Source organism: Arthrobacter globiformis NBRC 12137, assembly GCF_000238915.1.
GTDB classification, from domain to species: domain Bacteria; phylum Actinomycetota; class Actinomycetes; order Actinomycetales; family Micrococcaceae; genus Arthrobacter; species Arthrobacter globiformis.
This window is the reverse complement of the sequence record NZ_BAEG01000069.1, coordinates 21,007-37,584: the sequence shown is the minus strand read 5'-3', so window position 1 is coordinate 37,584 and position 16,578 is coordinate 21,007. Positions and strand designations below refer to the sequence as shown.

General features: G+C 67.6%; 14 protein-coding genes. 7 read left to right on the top strand and 7 right to left on the bottom strand.

What is annotated here, in order from left to right; genetic code table 11:
• The first annotated feature begins 145 nt into the window (after nucleotides 1–145).
• Nucleotides 146–1,534: an APC family permease gene (locus ARGLB_RS12195; protein WP_003802849.1), complete on the top strand. Its 1,389-nt coding sequence runs from the start codon at nucleotides 146–148 to the stop codon at nucleotides 1,532–1,534.
• Nucleotides 1,535–1,575: 41 nt separating this feature from the next.
• Here the strand turns inward: ARGLB_RS12195 and ARGLB_RS12190 are convergent, their stop codons facing one another.
• The 6 genes from ARGLB_RS12190 to glnT all read right to left on the bottom strand — a co-directional run bounded on the left by ARGLB_RS12190 (nucleotide 1,576) and on the right by glnT (nucleotide 7,957).
• Nucleotides 1,576–2,196, bottom strand: coding sequence for a helix-turn-helix domain-containing protein (locus ARGLB_RS12190; protein ID WP_003802847.1), 621 nt, complete (start codon nucleotides 2,194–2,196; stop codon nucleotides 1,576–1,578).
• The gene (locus ARGLB_RS12185; protein WP_050934355.1) at nucleotides 2,196–3,455 is read right to left on the bottom strand and encodes an allantoate amidohydrolase; all 1,260 of its coding nucleotides are present in this window, start codon (nucleotides 3,453–3,455) and stop codon (nucleotides 2,196–2,198) included. The genes ARGLB_RS12190 and ARGLB_RS12185 overlap by 1 nt, the downstream gene beginning before the upstream one ends.
• A gap of 59 nt (nucleotides 3,456–3,514) precedes the next feature.
• Complete coding sequence (locus ARGLB_RS12180) at nucleotides 3,515–4,879, bottom strand: FMN-binding glutamate synthase family protein (protein WP_003802843.1); 1,365 nt, start codon at nucleotides 4,877–4,879, stop codon at nucleotides 3,515–3,517.
• A 12-nt stretch (nucleotides 4,880–4,891) separates the two neighbouring features.
• Nucleotides 4,892–5,623: a GltB/FmdC/FwdC-like GXGXG domain-containing protein gene (locus ARGLB_RS12175; RefSeq protein WP_003802841.1), complete on the bottom strand. Its 732-nt coding sequence runs from the start codon at nucleotides 5,621–5,623 to the stop codon at nucleotides 4,892–4,894.
• Nucleotides 5,611–6,519: a class II glutamine amidotransferase domain-containing protein gene (locus tag ARGLB_RS12170; protein WP_003802839.1), complete on the bottom strand. Its 909-nt coding sequence runs from the start codon at nucleotides 6,517–6,519 to the stop codon at nucleotides 5,611–5,613. The genes ARGLB_RS12175 and ARGLB_RS12170 overlap by 13 nt, the downstream gene beginning before the upstream one ends.
• A 64-nt stretch (nucleotides 6,520–6,583) precedes the next feature.
• The gene (glnT, locus tag ARGLB_RS12165; RefSeq protein WP_003802837.1) at nucleotides 6,584–7,957 is read right to left on the bottom strand and encodes a type III glutamate--ammonia ligase; all 1,374 of its coding nucleotides are present in this window, start codon (nucleotides 7,955–7,957) and stop codon (nucleotides 6,584–6,586) included.
• 277 nt (nucleotides 7,958–8,234) lie between these two features.
• Between glnT and ARGLB_RS12160 the strand changes: the two genes are divergently transcribed.
• On the top strand, nucleotides 8,235–9,524 hold the full coding sequence (locus ARGLB_RS12160; RefSeq protein ID WP_003802835.1) for an ammonium transporter: 1,290 nt from the start codon (nucleotides 8,235–8,237) through the stop codon (nucleotides 9,522–9,524).
• A 79-nt stretch (nucleotides 9,525–9,603) separates the two neighbouring features.
• On the opposite strand, the gene ARGLB_RS12155 is transcribed toward ARGLB_RS12160, so the two are convergent.
• Entirely contained in the window at nucleotides 9,604–10,386 is a 783-nt protein-coding gene (locus tag ARGLB_RS12155; protein WP_003802833.1) for a lytic transglycosylase domain-containing protein, read from the bottom strand.
• A gap of 164 nt (nucleotides 10,387–10,550) precedes the next feature.
• On the opposite strand from ARGLB_RS12155, the gene ARGLB_RS12150 reads away from it, so the two are divergent.
• From ARGLB_RS12150 to ARGLB_RS12130, 5 genes are all read left to right on the top strand, one after another.
• Nucleotides 10,551–11,786: a CaiB/BaiF CoA transferase family protein gene (locus ARGLB_RS12150; RefSeq protein WP_003802831.1), complete on the top strand. Its 1,236-nt coding sequence runs from the start codon at nucleotides 10,551–10,553 to the stop codon at nucleotides 11,784–11,786.
• Between the two features lies 1 nt (nucleotide 11,787).
• Complete coding sequence (locus ARGLB_RS12145) at nucleotides 11,788–12,663, top strand: hydroxymethylglutaryl-CoA lyase (RefSeq protein ID WP_003802830.1); 876 nt, start codon at nucleotides 11,788–11,790, stop codon at nucleotides 12,661–12,663.
• Between the two features lie 129 nt (nucleotides 12,664–12,792).
• Nucleotides 12,793–14,172 carry a 2-hydroxycarboxylate transporter family protein gene (locus ARGLB_RS12140; protein ID WP_003802828.1) on the top strand — a complete coding sequence of 460 codons (1,380 nt, stop codon included), beginning with the start codon at nucleotides 12,793–12,795 and terminating at the stop codon, nucleotides 14,170–14,172.
• A gap of 109 nt (nucleotides 14,173–14,281) precedes the next feature.
• On the top strand, nucleotides 14,282–14,818 hold the full coding sequence (locus ARGLB_RS12135) for a gamma carbonic anhydrase family protein (protein ID WP_003802827.1): 537 nt from the start codon (nucleotides 14,282–14,284) through the stop codon (nucleotides 14,816–14,818).
• Between the two features lie 37 nt (nucleotides 14,819–14,855).
• Nucleotides 14,856–16,559, top strand: coding sequence for a thiamine pyrophosphate-binding protein (locus tag ARGLB_RS12130; RefSeq protein WP_003802826.1), 1,704 nt, complete (start codon nucleotides 14,856–14,858; stop codon nucleotides 16,557–16,559).
• Nucleotides 16,560–16,578: the final 19 nt, after the last annotated feature.

Below are 16,578 nucleotides of genomic sequence, written 5' to 3'. Positions count from 1 at the left end.
TCGGGTGAGCCCCGATGTCCCGGGCGGGAATGTGGCACTGACGGCGTTGCCACCGCCCCTGCTCCCGCGGCGTCCATGAGCTGGCTTTAGCTTGCGCTCATGCCCTTCCCGCCGGCCGCGGCGGCCTCAATGCTTAGGAATCCCCATGAGCTCAGCCCCTCACACACAGACTCCCACAGGCGGAGGCCGGCCAGGCAGCGAGCCCGGGAGGTCAGGCAACGGCTGGCGCCGGGTGCTCGGCGTCCCCTCCTTGGTCCTGCTTGGCCTGGTCTACATGGTGCCCCTGACCATCTTCAGCACCTACGGCATCGTCGTCGAACTGACGGGCGGGCGGCTCTCCGCCGCCTATGCCGCTGCCCTGGTGGTCATGCTCTTCACCGCCCGATCCTATGGCCGGATGGCGCAGGCGTTCCCGTTCGCAGGGTCCGCCTACACTTACGCCACCCGGTCATTCGGCCCGGGACTGGGCTTCATGTCCGGCTGGTCCTTGCTGCTGGACTATCTGCTCCTGCCAATGATCAATTACTTGCTCATTGGCATTTATCTGAACGCCGCCTTCCCGGCCGTCCCCGCATGGGTGTTTATGGTCGTATCCATCATGGCCGTGACCGCGCTGAACATCCTCGGAATCACAGCGGTGGCCAGGGCAAACTTCGTGGTGGTGGGCCTCCAGGCCCTCTTCATTATCCTGTTCGTGGGACTCGCCTGGGCCTCCGTCTCGGGATCCGGCAAGCTTGACCTTCTCGCCCCGTTCACCGGAGTCGACGGCGCCGAAGGCTTCTCGCCCGTCCTGGCCGGGTCCGCGATCCTCTGCCTGTCCTATCTGGGATTTGACGCTGTCTCCACCTTCGCCGAGGAGGCAAAGAACCCACGGACGAGCATCCCGAGGGCCATCATGCTGACCACCGTCCTGGCCGGGCTGATCTTCCTTGGACTGGCCTACATCAGCCACCTGCTGCTTCCGGTGGGCACCTTCGCGAATACGGACTCCGCGGCCATCGAAGTGGTGGGGGCGGCAGGCGGCAACCTCCTGGTCGCGTTTTTCACGGCCGCCTACATTGCCGGAAGCCTCGGATCCGCGCTGACCTCGCAGGCCTCCGTTTCCCGGATCATCCACTCGATGGGTCGCGGCCGGGTCCTGCCCGCAGCCTTCGGACACCTCCATCCCCGCCTGGGCACACCGGTGGTTCCAATCATCGTCACCTCGGGAGTGTCCCTGCTGGCCCTGGTCCTCGACCTGACGACCGTGTCGTCACTGATCAGCTTCGGCGCCCTGGTCGCCTTCTCGGTGGTCAACCTGTCCGTCATCAAGCACTACTTCATCGACCAGAGGAACCGGGGAACCGGGAGCCTGCTGCACAACCTCCTGCTGCCGGGCATCGGCTTCCTGCTGACACTGTGGCTCTGGACCAGCCTCAGCGGACTGTCGTTCTCGCTGGGTCTTTCCTGGGCAGCACTGGGCCTCGCCTACCTCGCATACCTCACCCGCGGCTTCCGCCGGCCAACGCCCCATCTGCAGCTTGAGGACGCCTGACCGGCAGGGCCCGCACGGGCGCCCGTGGAACACGCAGAGAACTACTTCGCCGCGATGGCCAGGAACCGGATGGGCAGGTCCAGAAGCTCCAACGGACCGTGCGGGCCCTCGCCGTCCAGGAGCAGGGAATCGCCGGGCTCCATGGTGTATTCATATGCGCCGTGGCCGTAGACCATCCTGCCGGCCAGCATGTAGATGAACTCAGTGCCGGGGTGCTGGAACAGCGGGAACACGTCTGACGCATCGGTCAGTGTCACCAGCGTCGGCTCGATGGCGTCGGTCCGTCCCTTCAGGGTCCCCAGCACCCGGTATTCGTGCCCGTGCTGGGTTCCGCTGCGCACCGTCAGGCTGCCCTGGCCGTTCTTAGTGAAGGTAGCGTCCCGGTCCGTGTCCGCGCCCCGGAACAGGGCGGTGACCGGAATTTTGAGCCCGTCCGCCAGGCGCTGCAGCGTGGTGAGGGAGCAGGACGTGCTGGCGGTTTCAATCTTGGAGATCATCGCCTTGGACATGCCGGTCCGTGAAGCCAGCTCCGAGGCGGAGAGCCCGTTCGCCGTCCGGTAGTGGCGGACCTGGCCGGCAATGATCCGTTCCAGCTTGCCGGCCACGCCGTCCTCGGTGTTCTCCGCGGCCATGTCCCTCGCTTCGCCAGCCTGATCCGTCATCAAGCCATCATAGGCGGAGCCTGCAGCTCGGATCCGAGTGCTCTGGCCGCTCCCAGCAGGCCCGCAAGGGCATCCGCCAGCGCCGCCGCACCCGCTTCGGCATCGGCATCCTCTACGAGCTCCTCGGGCGAGTGCGAGATGCCGGTCGGGTTCCGCACAAACAGCATGGCCGTGGGAATGTGGCTGGCGAGCACTCCGGCGTCGTGGCCGGCCCCCGTGTCCAGCACCGGTGACTTCGGAAGCATCGCCTGCAGCTGGTCCCGCAGGCCTGCGTCGAAGTGCACGGTGGGGCTGAGGGATTCGACGCCGAACGTCACGGTGCAGTTTTCCTCCGCCGCCATCACCTGCGCGTTCAGATGGATGGATTCCACCAGGGCGGCGGTGACCTCATCACGCGGATGGCGGACGTCGATCCACATGTCGACGCGGGAGGCGATGACGTTGGTTCCGCCGGGGACGGGCTGGAGCCGGCCCACGGTAGCCCGCGCATCCCGGTACTTCGCAGCGGTGTCCCGGATGCCAATCATGATCTTGGCCGCGGCAATCATGGGATCCCTGCGGTCCTTCATGAGGGTGGTTCCGGCGTGGTTGCCCTGGCCGTGCACCGACAGTTTCCACCGGCCGTGGCCCAGGATCGATGAGCCGATGGCCACCGGCTGGCCGAGATCGGCCAGCCCCCTCCCCTGCTCCACGTGCAGCTCCACAAACACGCCCAGCCGGCCGAGGTTTTTGTGGTCAGCACCGATGAGCCGGGGGTCCTGTCCGTTCTTGGCCGCCACGTCGGCGTACGTATTGCCGTCCGCGTCCTTCAGGTTACGGGCCTTGTTCGGGTCCAGCGCGCCGGTGAGCAGCCGTGACCCCAGGCAGGCGACTCCGAAGCGGGAGCCCTCCTCTTCCGGGAATACGGCAATGGCCAGCGGCCGGCGGGGACGGAACCCGCGGGTTTTCAGGAGGTCGACGGCGACGAGTGCGGAGGCAACGCCGAGGGGCCCGTCGTACTCGCCGCCGCCGGGCACCGAGTCCAGGTGGCTGCCTGTGACGACGGCGTCCCGGCGGGTTCCGGTTGCCGTATCCCACCACGCCCAGATGATGCCGTTACCGTCGGTGTGGACATCCAGCCCGCGCCGTTCGGCCTGCTCCGTGAACCAGCTCCGGAGCTCTGATTCAGCCGAGGAGAAAACCGGCCTGGAGTAGCCGCCGCGGCGGGCGTCAGCACCGACGTCGGAAATGTCCCGCATGAGACCTGCCACGGTGTCCATCGCGGTGGCAGCACCGGCCCGCCCGGCGCCACCCACCGCGTACTCGGAGGATTCCGGCATCACTTCGCTCCGGGGATCCAGCTGGTGCCGGCAAGGGGAACGCGGGCCATGGCGGAGGCTTCGATGGTGAGGGCCACCAGGTCCTCCGGCTCGAGGTTGCGCAGGTGCGACTTCCCGCAGGCCCGGGCGATGGTCTGGGCCTCCATGGTCAGGACGCGCAGGTAGTTGGCCAGCCGCCGCCCGCCCGTGATGGGGTCAAGCCGGGAGGAGAGGTCCGGGTCCTGGGTGGTGATACCGGCGGGATCCCTGCCGTCCTGGAAGTCGTCGTAGAAGCCCGCGGCCGATCCCATCGCCGCGTATTCGGCGGCGTACCGGGGGTCGTTGTCGCCCAGCGCAATGAGCGCTGCCGTGCCGATGGCCACCGCGTCGGCACCGAGGGCCATGGCCTTGGCGACGTCGGCCCCGGTGCGGATGCCGCCGGAGACGATGAGCTGGACCTTGCGGTGCAGGCCAAGTTCCTGCAGCGCCTGGACAGCCTGCGGAATGGCCGCCAGCGTGGGGATGCCGACGTTTTCGATGAACACCTGCTGGGTCGCGGCCGTGCCGCCCTGCATGCCGTCCACGACGACGACGTCGGCTCCGGCCTTCACGGCCAGTGCGGTGTCGTAATAGGGCCGGGACGCGCCGATCTTGACGTAGATGGGCGTCTTCCAGTCGGTGATCTCGCGAAGTTCGCCGATCTTGATTTCCAGGTCGTCCGGTCCGGTCCAGTCCGGGTGGCGGCTGGCCGAGCGCTGGTCGATGCCCACCGGCAGAGTACGCATTCCGGCCACGCGCTCGGTGATTTTCTGGCCCAGCAGCATCCCGCCGCCGCCGGGCTTGGCACCCTGGCCGAGCACGATCTCGATCGCGTCGGCCTTGCGCAGGTCGTCCGGGTTCATGCCGTACCGGGAGGGCAGGTACTGGTAGACGAGGTGCTTGGACTGGCCGCGTTCCTCGGGGGTCATGCCGCCGTCGCCCGTTGTTGTGGAGGTGCCCACCTCGCTGGCGCCGCGGCCCAGGGCCTCCTTGGCGTTGGCGGACAGGGCGCCGAAGCTCATCCCGGCGATGGTCACCGGCGTCTGAAGGTGCAGCGGCCTGGAGGCATAGCGGTCACCGAGGACGACGTCGGTATCGCACCTTTCGCGGTAGCCCTCCAGCGGGTAGCGGGACATGGAGGCGCCGAGAAACAGCAGGTCATCGAAGTGCGGGACCTTGCGCTTGGCTCCCCAGCCGCGGATGTCGTAGACGCCGGTGGCGGCGGCGCGCTGGATATCGGCGATAGTGGCGCGGTCGAACGTGGCAGATTCGCGCAGGCCCAGTTCTTCGACCGGCCGTGCGGCTGAGACGGCCGGGGCGCCAGGGGTCAGGGAGGTGATGGTCATGGCGTTGTCCTTCTAGTAAGACGTCGAGTTGTGGACGCTGAAGTGGTAGAGGTTCCGCGCCGAGCCGTAGCGCTTGAAGTCCGCGGGGTTGTCGGTGCGGCCGGCAGCGGCGAGCAACCCGGCGAGCTCCGCCAGGTGCTCGGCCCGCATCGGCTTCTCAACGCAGTCCGCGCCCAGCGAAGCGACGGTTCCCTTGACGTAGATCCGTGCCTCGTAAATGGAGTCGCCCAGCGCGTCGCCGGCGTCGCCGCAGACCACGAGCCGGCCGGCCTGTGCCATGAAGGCGGACATGTGGCCGATATTGCCGCCCACCACAATGTCCACGCCCTTCATGGAGATCCCGCAGCGGGCTCCGGCGTTGCCGTCGATCACCACGAGTCCGCCGTGGCCGGTGGCCGCGGCCGACTGGGAGGCGTCACCTTTTACATGGACCTTGCCGGACATGATGTTCTCGGCGAGCCCGACGCCGGCATTGCCGTTGACGGTCACCTCGCCTTTCTGGTGCATCCCGGCGGCGTAGTAGCCGGCGTGGCCGTTGATGGTGACAGTCACCCCGGCGTTGATGCCGACGGCGAGGCTGTGCTTGCCGCCCGGGTTTTCGACGGTCCATGACTGGCCGTCAGTGGCGTTATGGAGGGCCTGGTTCAGGTCGCGGACCGGGCTGTCGGCCAGGTCCGTGCGGGTGGAAACCTCAGCGGTGACCGTGGCGTAATCCTGTGTCTGGGTTTCGATCAGAGTGACCATGTGTAGACCTTTCCGGGTTCCGGTTCAAAGATGCTGGCTGTTTCGATGCCGGGCAGGGATGCCAGGGCACGATATTCGGAGGCCATGGCCACGTAGTCGTCCGTTTCGGCGATGATGGCGGGCTTGCAGGCGATGGGGTCGCGGACCACTGCCATGCTGTCGGCAGTGGTGACGACGAGCGTGTAGAAGCCGTCGAAGACCTTGCCGAGGTTGGTCAGGGCCTCCTCCAGGGTGTCGCCCTGCTTCAGGCGGGAGGCGATGTAGCGGGCGCCGACTTCGGTGTCATTGTCGGAGTCGAACACCACCCCTTCGCGCAGCAGGTCCCGCCGGATCGTGGCGTGGTTGGAGAACGAGCCGTTGTGGACCAGGCACAGGTCGTCGGCCACGGAGAACGGGTGGGAACCGCCGGCGGTGACCGCCGACTCCGTGGCCATCCGGGTGTGGGACAGGCCCTGGCTGCCGGACATGGCGCCCAGCCCGTGCTCGGCGGCGATGTCCATCGGATGGCCCACGCTCTTCATCACGGCCACGTGTTCACCGCGGCCGATGATGGTGGAGTCCGGAAGGGTTTCGCGCACCGCCTTTGCGAGCAGCTCGGTATCGACGGCGGAGCTCACGAAGGTGGTGTCGCCCACCACCTTCACTGCCGTTCCGGCGGAGGCGGGCAGCAGGTTTTCCAGTGCGGCAGCGATCCCGGCGGCAGGCAGGCCCTGTTCCCTGCCCAACAGACTCAGTGTGGAGGTGCTGGCGGAAACGAGACCCGGGGTGTCGTAGACGGCGAGGCCGGCGGAGTCCGGGCCGCGGTCCACGATCTGGCACATCATCGAGGACAGGAGGCTGCCCATCCGGGGGTGCAGCAGGGGGTTGCGCAGCTGCAGCGCGGCGATTCCGCACATTTCAGGATCCTTTGCTAGGTGGGGGGTGGTTCTTGGTTTGGGCCGGTTCGTGATTGCAGCCGGGTCAGATCGAGGTCAGGTAAGTACGGATCTCCCAGTCACTCACCTGGTTGTGCCAGGTCAGGAACTCCTCTTCCTTGGCGTTGGCGTAGTACTGGCCGATCGCCTCGTTCCCGCTGAGGCTGGCGAGGATGACCGGGTCCCGGCGCAGGGCCTCCACGGCGTGGAGCAGTGTTGCCGGCAGCAAGTGCGCATCGGGCCGCGCTTCGCCCGGACCGGAGGGTGCCCCCGGGTCGGTGCCGTTCGTGACGCCGTCCAGTCCGGCTTCGATGGCCGTGGCGATAGCGAGGTACGGGTTGGCCGAGCCGTCGCCGGAGCGGAGTTCGATCCGTTTTTCGTCCGGGACCCGGATCATGTGGGTGCGGTCGTTGCCTCCGAACGAGGCCTTCCGCGGTGACCAGGTGGCTCCGGAGGAGCTGGTGGTGGCCCCCGAACGCTTGTACGAGTTCACAGTCGGGGCGAGGAATGCTTGGAGGGCCGGTGCGTGGTTCAGGATGCCGCCGATGAAGGAGTAGGCGAGCTCCGAGAGCCCGAGTCCCCTGCCGCCGTCGTCCCCGGGGAAAAGGGCGTCCGCGCCTGACCACAGGGAGAGGTGGAAGTGCAGGCCCGTGCCGGTGCGGTCGGTAAAGGGCTTGGGCATGAAGGTCGCGGTCATGCCGCGCTGTTCGGCGAGGACGTTCAGGATGTAGCGCAGGGAGACCACGCGGTCCGCAGTGGTCAGGGCGTCGGCGTAGTTGAAGTTCTGTTCGAACTGGCCGGCGGCGTCCTCGTGGTCGCTGGCGTAGTTGCCCCAGCCCAGACTGTTCATGGCTGTGGAGATCGATGTGAGGTGCTCATACATGCGGGTGACGCCGCGAGCGTCATAGCAGGGACGCGGCGAGTCGTCGCGGGCGTCGGCGGTGCTGAGGCTGCCGTCGGCGTTCTTGTTGACGAGGAAGTATTCCACTTCGGCACCGATCTTTGCCTGCATCCCCTTCTCCGCCAGGCGGGCGAGGGTGTTCTTGAGGATGACGCGCGGCGCGTAGGGCCAGGGCCTGCCGTCGACATGGGGATCACAGTGGATCAGCGCAAGGCCTTCCTTGATGAACGGCACAGGGGTGAAGGACGCAAGGTCGGGAACAGCAATGAGGTCTGAATCCTGCGGCTTCTGGCCAATGAGGCCCGCGGCGTAACCGGCGAATCCCATGGCGCCGGCCTCGAGCTCATCGGCGGCTTCAACGGGCACCAGCTTGGCGCACGGCTTGCCGGTCATGTCCACGAAGGTGGCCAGCAGGAAGCGGACATCGTGGGCCTTGGCGATGTCCGCCAGGGAGATCCGGCCGGCTTCCAGCGAAACGGGGGACTCCGTTGCTACTTCAGGTGTTGCGAGACTGCTCATCGGAACTGTCCTGTTCGGTTGGGTGTTACCTGGGGTGAAACGTCGTTGAACCACGGTAGCCAAAGTGATGTTACAAAACAGGGCTCCGATTGTTAAATCCGCAAGACGCCCGGAAGTGCCGATTGCAACGGGAAATTAACCCGGGCGAAACCCATGGTTGTTCACTGTAGTGAATCATGGTTTCACGTCACTACTCAGTCGGTTCGCCGCTTTCCCACTTGGGAACACCCACTTGTAACGGCCGCGCAGGCCGCTTCCGTCCCTGATTGGAGTCCCCATGAATTCTGGAGATGTTGCCTGGATTCTCGCCGCGAGTGCCCTGGTCTGCATGATGATCCCCGCGCTTGCCCTGTTCTACGGGGGCATGGTCGGGTCCCGCCGGATCCTGAACATGATGATGATGTGCTTCGGCGGCGTCAGCGTCGTCGCCGTCCTCTGGGCGATATTCGGCTACTCGATGGTCTTTGGAAATTCCCTCGGCGGAGCCGGCGTCGTCGGCGACGCCACCGAGTACTTCGGCCTTGGCCAGCTGCTGGCCGAGGACCCCGACGCCGCCATACCGCCGGCCCTTTTCGCTGCCTTCCAGCTGTTCTTCGCCGGGATAACTACGGCCATCATCGCCGGAGCCGCGGCCGGCCGGATGAAGTTCGGCGCCTGGATGACCTTCGCCGCGCTGTGGGCAACACTGGTCTACTTTCCGGTTGCGCACTGGGTATTCGCTTTCAGCTCGGCGGACGGTTCCGTCGCCGGCGGCTGGATCGTCAACAACCTCAAGGCCATCGACTTCGCCGGCGGAACGGCTGTGCACATGAACGCCGGAATCGCAGCCCTCGCCCTCGCCTTGGTCCTGGGACGCAGCGCGGGCTGGCCCAAGAGCGAGCACGTCAAGCCGCACAGCCGCCCGCTGGTGCTGGTCGGAGCAGGGCTGCTGTGGGCCGGTTGGTTCGGCTTCAACGCCGGCTCCGCCCTCACCGCCGGGCACTCGGCGTCGGTGGTTTTCCTGAACACCGCCGTTGCCGGCGCCGCCGGCCTGCTCGCCTGGGCCCTGGTGGAACGCATCAGGCTCGGCAGCGCCAGCAGCATGGGCGCCGCTTCCGGACTGATTTCGGCCCTCGTGGCCATCACCCCGGCGTGCGGCGCCGTGAGCCCCCTCGGCGCACTGGCCATCGGCGTCATCGCCGGCGCCGTCTGCTCCCTGGCCATCGAACTGAAATTCCGGCTCGGATTCGACGACTCGCTCGACGTCGTGGGCGTGCATCTCATCGGCGGCATCATCGGAACCCTGCTGATCGGACTCTTCGCCACGGACGCTGCCCCGAACAAGACCAACGGGCTCTTCTACGGCGGAGGATTTGGCCTGCTCGGCATCCAGACGGTCGCCACTGTCGCCACCCTGGCCTACTCCTTTGCGGTCACCTGGGTCATTGCCAAGGCCATCGACATCACCGTGGGCCTCCGCATCGACGAAGCGGCCGAGCTCCGCGGCATCGACATCGCGGCCCACTCCGAATCCGCCTACCTGATGGATGAGGAGCCAGTGGAACTGGGATCCCCGCACCGCGTCTGAAGGGAACCGGGCCTGAAAGAACCCGGCGTGAAAAAGAACCCCATCTGAACTGAACAGGATCTGCGTTGGCAGGCCGGGCCTACCTGATAGGCCCGGCCTGTTCTGCGTATTCAACGGCCGCCTCGTCCACCTGGCTCAGGTAAGCCTCGGACTGGTTGTAGGACCAGATGGCGTCGCTCCACCCCTGCGCCGTGGTGAGATCGCGGCCGCCGGCGCACAGGTAGCCGGCCGCACTGAGTGCTGCGTCGTCGATGTTGTGCGGATCGGCCGCCCCATCGCCGTTCGCGTCCCGCCCTGCCAGTTCCCACGTGGAGGGGATGAACTGCATGGGCCCGACGGCGCGGTCCCAGAGGGCGTCGCCGTCCATCACACCGCCGTCGGTGTCGGCAATGGCAGCGAATCCGTCGCCGTTGAGGCCAGGCCCGACGATCGGACCACTCACCTCCCCCGACGCCATGAGGCGGCCTCCCCCGAGGGCACCGTGCGCGGATTCCACGAACCCGACGGCGGCCACCGTGTTCCAGCCGATCCTGCACGCCGGCTCTGCGGCATTCGCCATGCCGGCCGCGGCGACGTACGCCCGCAGGGCCCGGGCGGGGATGTCCGTCCGGGCGGCGGTGCGGGCCAGCCAGCCCGGGTCGACGGTCCTGGTGATGTTCACGGCATGGGCACTGCCACTTGCCAGCGGCACGAACTGTCCCGCCGCCTGCGGCGGGGCCGGCCGGGCCGCGCGCATCACCGCACCGGAGTTCCCCGCGCCGGGCACGCCCGAATTGGTCGCGCCGAGGAGCCAGAACGCGCACGCGGTGATGGCGCAGAACGCGAAAAGGCTGAGAACCGCGAGGCGTTTCAGTCGGAGCACGGAACAGCCTAACCCGGCGGCGGCGCACAATTGCCCGCCCGGCATACAAAGGCGTCACAACCCTGTTGCGCAGGTCACACGGCCCTGCTATTGTTTCTCCGCCTAATGACAAGCTCATCCCACAGAGTGGGAAACTCGGCGCCAACCGCGCAGGCAGGAATGACATGACTGACGAACTACACATCGAGGGCAACGCCCTCCCGCTCCGCGGCATTCGAGTGCTCGAGCTGGGCAGCTTCATCGCCGCCCCGTTCGCCGCCCGCCTCTTTGGCGACTTCGGCGCAGAGGTTATCAAGATCGAAAAGCCGCAGGGCGGCGACGAACTGCGTGACTGGCGCAAGACCCGCGGCACCACCTCCATGCTGTTCCGCACCATCGGCCGCAACAAGAAGTCCGTGGCCCTGGACCTCCGCTCCGAGGCAGGACGCGAGGCAGTCAAGAAGATCGCTGCCCAGTGCGACGTGGTCATCGAAAACTTCCGTCCCGGCACGCTGGAGAAGTGGGGCCTCGGCCCGGACGTGCTGCAGGAGCTCAACCCCGAAGTCGTGATGGTGAGGATCTCCGGCTACGGCCAGACCGGCCCGTACAAGAACCGCGCAGGCTTCGGCAGCTCGGCTGAATCCTTCGCCGGCCTGCGCTACATCACCGGCGAACCCGACCGTCCCGCCGGGCGCGCGGCAGCCAGCGTCGGCGACACCGTCGCCGGCCTCTACGGCGTCATCGGCGCCCTGATGCTCATGCTGCAGAAGGCCCGCGGACTGGCGACGGGAGCTTCCCAGGTTGTCGACGTTGCGCTTTATGAAGGGGTCTTCAGCCTGCTCGAATCGCTGGTCCCGGACTATGACGCCTACGGCATGATCCGGCAGCGCACCGGCGGTGCGCTGCCCGGGGTCGTTCCTACCGGCTCCTACCTCTGCGGCGACGGCCTCGAGGTGGTCATCGGCGGCAACTCAAACTCCGTCTTCGTCCGGCTCATGCGCGCCATCGGCCGCGAGGACCTCGCCGAGGACGCCACCCTCCTCACCACGGAGGCACGCGGCGCCCGCGAGGAGGAGCTCAACGGTGCCATCTCCGCGTGGACCGGCAGCATGCCCCTCACTGAGGTCCTCGACAAGCTGGACGCCGCCGGTGTTCCCGCCGGTCCTGTGTATGACGCCCCGAGCATCGCCGTCGACCGCCACTACCTGGCCCGGGACATGATCCAGACCCATGAAGTGGTCATCGAGGACGAGCCCGAGCTGATCCGCTTCCCCGGCGTAGTGCCGAAGATCCCGGGCCATGAAGGGCGCGTCCGCTGGGTGGGCCCGGAACTGGGCCAGCACACTGCCGAGGTCCTGCAGGACCTTGCCGGAATGGACGCCGACGGCATCGCCAGCCTCGGACTGCAGGAGGTGCGCTGACATGAGGGTGGAAGTCACAGACGTCTTCCTGCGGGACGGACTCCAGGACGAGCCCGTCATCGTTTCCACGGCGCACAAGCTGGAGATCGCCGAGGCGCTCGTTGACGCCGGGCTGAAGCGCATCGAGGTGTCCTCTTTCGTGAACCCGAAGCGGGTGCCGCAGATGGCCGATGCCGCCGACGTCCTCATGTCCCTGCCGGCAGTTCCCGGGATCGTCTACACCAGCCTGGCGCTCAACGGCCGGGGCATCCAGCGCGCTGTCGACGCCGGCGCCACCGACATCCAGGTGGTCACCTCGGCAAGCCAGGCGCACAGCAACGCCAACGCCGGCCAGGCCATCGAGGACGCCCTGGCCAGCCTCGGCGCGGCCGTGGCCGAGTTGCCGGACGTCCGGTTCTTCGCCGGCATCTCCACCGCGTTCACCTGCCCCTTCGAGGGGGCCATCGACCCCTCCTACCTGCTGCGCGTGGTGCGTGCCTTCAAGGGCATGGGCATCACCGACATCGGGCTCGCGGACACGCTCGGCACCACCCCCACCGCGCAGGTGATGGCCAGCCTTCATCACGTCCGCGAGGCCGAACCGGACCTCACGTATTACCTCCACCTGCACAACGCGCACAGCCAGGCGCTGGCCACCGCGAGCGCAGCGGTGGGGTCCGGCGTCGTCCGTTTCGATGCAGCCCTCGGCGGTTACGGCGGCTGCCCGTTCGCCCCCGGGGCGCACGGCAACATCGCAACCGAGGAACTTGTCCGGCACCTGCACGACGCCGGGCACCAGACCGGCATCAACGAGGACCGCCTGGCCGAGGCCGTCCGCCTCGCCCGCGACGTAGTGGCGCATTCACCGGCAGCCGGGGCACTCGACCCGGCGCGCTAACCGCTTTTCCCGTTTCAACTTCCCGTCCACAGGCCGCCGACAGCGGTCTTCCCTCCAAACGTTTTGGGGACAATGATGTCTACAAATTCACGTACCACGGACCTCACCAACGAACCTACGGACCAGCCAATGAGCGAGACGGGCCCCGGCCCCGCCGGCGGCATTGAGCATCCGGAGGCCCGCACCGCGGGCCCGCGGCCGGGCACGCACTATCCCGGCCGGCTAGGACCTAAAATCGCCAGCCTTCCCGCCCCGCTCTACCTGGTCCTCGCGGGGCTGGTCCTGGCCGCGGCAATCACCGGCAACCTCCCGGACACCATGGTCGCCGGCTTCGCAACCACCATCCTGCTCGGCGGACTCTTCATCTGGATCGGCAACCTGTTCCCGGTGGTCCGCGACTTCGGGCTGCCCACCATCCTGTGCACCTTCGCGCCCGCCACCTTGGCCTTCCTCGGCGTGATGCCGGAGAACATGGTCACAGTGGTGCAGAACTTCATCGACGGCCATGGCTTCCTGGACTTCTTCGTCGTCGGCATCATCGCCGGCTCCATCCTTGGCATGCCCCGCACCCTACTGCTGAAGGCCGGTCCGCGATTCGCGGTACCTGTCGTGGGCTGCCTCCTGGCCACATTCGTCCTGGTGGGGCTCATCGCGGCCCTCACCGGGTTCGGATTCATCGAAGGCATCCTCTTCGTCGCCGCACCTATCATGGCCGGCGGCCTGGGCGTGGGGGCCCTGCCCATGTCTGAGATGTACGCCTCGGCCACCGGCGGCGACTCCGCCACCTTCATGGGCGACCTGATGTCCGCCGTCGTGATGGCCAACGTGGTCTGCATCCTCATCGCCGGCATCTACAACGGCCTGGGCAAGCGCAAGAAGCAGCTGTTCGTGGGCTTCAACGGCCACGGGCAGCTGCTGCGGATCAAGGGCCGCGCGGACGAACTCACGTTGCCGCCCAAACGTGACACCTCCTCCTTCATCGCCCTGGGCAAGGGCCTGCTCATCGCCGGCAGCCTCTTCGTCTTCGGCAATCTCGCCGCTGCCCTCATCCCCGGACTGCACCCCTACGCCTGGACCATCATCGCGGCGGCGGCCGTCAAAATCTTCGGCCTGCTCCCCCAGGATGTGGAGGACTCCACCGCGGACTGGGGCGACCTGATCGGCGCCATCCTCGTACCAGCCCTGCTCGTGGGTGTCAGCCTGACCTACATCGACATCACCGATGTGCTCGCCTCATTGAGCAACCCGCTGTTCATCGTCCTGACCGTCTGCACCGTCGTCATCGCGACCCTGACCTCCGGTGTCCTCGGCTGGCTCGTGAAGTTCAACTTCGTCGAGGCATCCATCACGCCCGGCCTTGTCATGGCGGACACCGGCGGCAGCGGCGACGTGTCGGTGCTGAGCGCCGCGAACCGCATGCACCTGATGCCCTTCGCGGCCCTCACCAACCGGCTCGGCGGAGCGCTGGTGCTCTTCGTAACGTCGCTGATCGTGCCGTTTCTTACCTAGCGCCGTTCCATAGCCAGCCCTTAATTACGACGGCGGTGCCCGGCAACTGCTGCGGGGCACCGCCCGTCCAAGTCAGCACCGCCCTTCCAACACACCACTAGGACCAAACATGAGCTTGAACATCCTGGCCGTCGACGGCCGTTCTCCCCAGATCAGCGGCGACGCGTGGGTGGCGCCCTCCGCCACCGTCGTCGGGTCCGCCGCCATCGGGTCAGGGACCGGGATCTTCTACGGCGCCGTCATTCGTGCGGACATGGAGCAAATCAGCGTCGGCGAGGGGAGCAACGTCCAGGACACCGCCGTCGTCCACGCCGATCCCGGCCACCCGGCACGGGTGGGCAACCACGTCAGCGTGGGGCACGGCGCGGTGCTGCATGGCTGCACGGTGGGCGACGGTGCGCTCATCGGCATGAACGCCACGGTCCTCAACGGCGCGATCATCGGCGCTGGCTCCCTGGTGGCCGCCAACGCGCTGGTTCTGGAGGGCACCCACGTGCCGCCCGGCTCGCTCGTGGCTGGGGTGCCGGCCAAGGTGCGCCGCCCTCTCACGCCGGAGGAAATTGAGCATTGCCGGCAAAACGCCCTGACGTACGCCGCACTCACTCTGAGGCACCGGGACTCCACCACCGTCGCGCTGCCGGCCTGACTGACCAGTTTCCACCCCACGAACGCAAGGACCGCCAATGACCACCACTCCCGCCATCTCCCGACCCGCCAGTCCAGGTCCCGCGGGGCAGGCCCTCCCCGATGAGGGCCACGTCTCCGCGGCCGTCGCTGATGTCCTGGCGGAGCGCGCAGGACACCTGTTCGGGCTGATGGGCAACGGCAACGCCCATCTCATCAGCAGGCTCACCCGCCGGGGTTTTCCCTTCACCTCGGCCCGCCACGAGGCCGCGACCGTCGCCATGGCCGACGCGTACCACCGGGCCACGGGAGGCGTCGCGGCCGCCACCACCACCTACGGCGCCGGCTTCACCAACGCCTACACCACTCTTGCCGAAGCCCGGCTGGCCCGCATCCCGCTGGTGTTCGTCGTCGGAGACGCCCCTGCCGGCGGCCGCCGGCCGTTCGACATCGACCAGGCCAAGGCAGCCGAAGCAGTCGGCGTCACCACGCTGGTGGCCGGCCCGGACAACGCCACCGCAGTCACCCACCGGGCCTTCGACCTCGCCCTGCAGACCGTCCAGCCAGTAGTGCTCGCAATTCCCTACGACCTCGCCACCGCTCCCCTGTCTGCCCGGATGCCGCTGGAGCCGCTACCCGCCAAGCCCGCATGGCCCGCGGCGCCTGACGAGCTGGACCGGGTGGCGGAGTTGCTCGGCTTGGCGCAGCGGCCGCTCATCCTGGCCGGGCGCGGCGCACTCCTGGCCGGCGCGACCGCGCCGCTGCGGGATGTGGGCGACCGGCTCGGTGCCCTCTTCATGACCTCGGTGATGGCTGCCAACGCGTTCAGCAGCGACTGGGACCTCGGCATCGCCGGCGGCTTCACGCGCAGCCACCGCCTCAACGTTGCACGCCAGGCTGACCTCGTCCTGGTGGTCGGGGCCAGCCTGAACACCTTCCAGACCCGCTACGGAACCCTGTTCCCGGCAGACACCAGGATCATCCGCATCGACAACGAACCCGACGCCGGGCAAAACTCCGGCGCCGAGTACGTCCGGGCCGACATCCTTCCGTTCGTTGAGGGCCTGCTGGAACGCGTACCGGCTGCTGCATCGCCAACCTGGCGGGACCTTGTTCCCGAGGTTTCGGGAGCGGATTTCCGCTCATCCAGCCCGGTTGAGGACCCCGTCGAGTTCGGGCCGGACGGCCGGCTCAACCCGCGCGCCGTCGTCGCTGCCCTGGACCGGATCCTGCCCGCCGAACGCTCGGTGGTGATGGACGGCGGGCACTTCATCGGCTGGGCGCCGATGTACCTTTCCGTCCCGGACCCGCACGCCATGGTCCTGGTGGGGACCGCCTTCCAGTCCATCGGGCTGGGCTTCGGCTCCGCCGCCGGGGTTTCGGCCGCGCGCCCGGAACGCACCACCGTCCTGGTCAGCGGCGACGGCGGCGGGCTCATGGGGCTGTCCGACTTCGAGACGTTCCTGCGGGCCACCCGCAGGGGTGTGGTGGTGGTCCTGAACGACTCGGCGTACGGTGCGGAGCTGCACCAGTACGCCGCAAAGGGGCTGCACAACCAGGCGATGCTGATCGACGAAGTGGACTTCGCCGCCGTCGGACGCGCCTTGGGCGCCGACGGGGCCAAGGCGCGCACGCTTTCCGACCTGGGGCTGCTCGAGGACTGGCTCGCGACGCACGATGACGGCGTGTTCGTCCTGGACGCGGCGATTTCCCAGAAGGTGGTTGCCGAGTTCATGGCGGAGTCACTGGCCGCCAAGGGCTGAGCCGGCGTCATAAGCTGGC

Bases quoted from the DNA above. Each gene is read 5' to 3' on its own strand.
- ARGLB_RS12160 (WP_003802835.1), top strand. From the start codon at position 8,235: ATGAATTCTGGAGATGTTGCCTGGATTCTCGCCGCGAGTGCCCTGGTC.
- ARGLB_RS12130 (WP_003802826.1), top strand. From the start codon at position 14,856: ATGACCACCACTCCCGCCATCTCCCGACCCGCCAGTCCAGGTCCCGCG.
- ARGLB_RS12170 (WP_003802839.1), bottom strand. From the start codon at position 6,519: ATGTGCGGAATCGCCGCGCTGCAGCTGCGCAACCCCCTGCTGCACCCC.
- ARGLB_RS12150 (WP_003802831.1), top strand. From the start codon at position 10,551: ATGACTGACGAACTACACATCGAGGGCAACGCCCTCCCGCTCCGCGGC.
- ARGLB_RS12145 (WP_003802830.1), top strand. From the start codon at position 11,788: ATGAGGGTGGAAGTCACAGACGTCTTCCTGCGGGACGGACTCCAGGAC.
- ARGLB_RS12135 (WP_003802827.1), top strand. From the start codon at position 14,282: ATGAGCTTGAACATCCTGGCCGTCGACGGCCGTTCTCCCCAGATCAGC.
- ARGLB_RS12195 (WP_003802849.1), top strand. From the start codon at position 146: ATGAGCTCAGCCCCTCACACACAGACTCCCACAGGCGGAGGCCGGCCA.
- ARGLB_RS12185 (WP_050934355.1), bottom strand. From the start codon at position 3,455: ATGGACACCGTGGCAGGTCTCATGCGGGACATTTCCGACGTCGGTGCT.
- ARGLB_RS12190 (WP_003802847.1), bottom strand. From the start codon at position 2,196: ATGACGGATCAGGCTGGCGAAGCGAGGGACATGGCCGCGGAGAACACC.
- glnT (WP_003802837.1), bottom strand. From the start codon at position 7,957: ATGAGCAGTCTCGCAACACCTGAAGTAGCAACGGAGTCCCCCGTTTCG.
- ARGLB_RS12180 (WP_003802843.1), bottom strand. From the start codon at position 4,879: ATGACCATCACCTCCCTGACCCCTGGCGCCCCGGCCGTCTCAGCCGCA.
- ARGLB_RS12175 (WP_003802841.1), bottom strand. From the start codon at position 5,623: ATGGTCACTCTGATCGAAACCCAGACACAGGATTACGCCACGGTCACC.
- ARGLB_RS12140 (WP_003802828.1), top strand. From the start codon at position 12,793: ATGAGCGAGACGGGCCCCGGCCCCGCCGGCGGCATTGAGCATCCGGAG.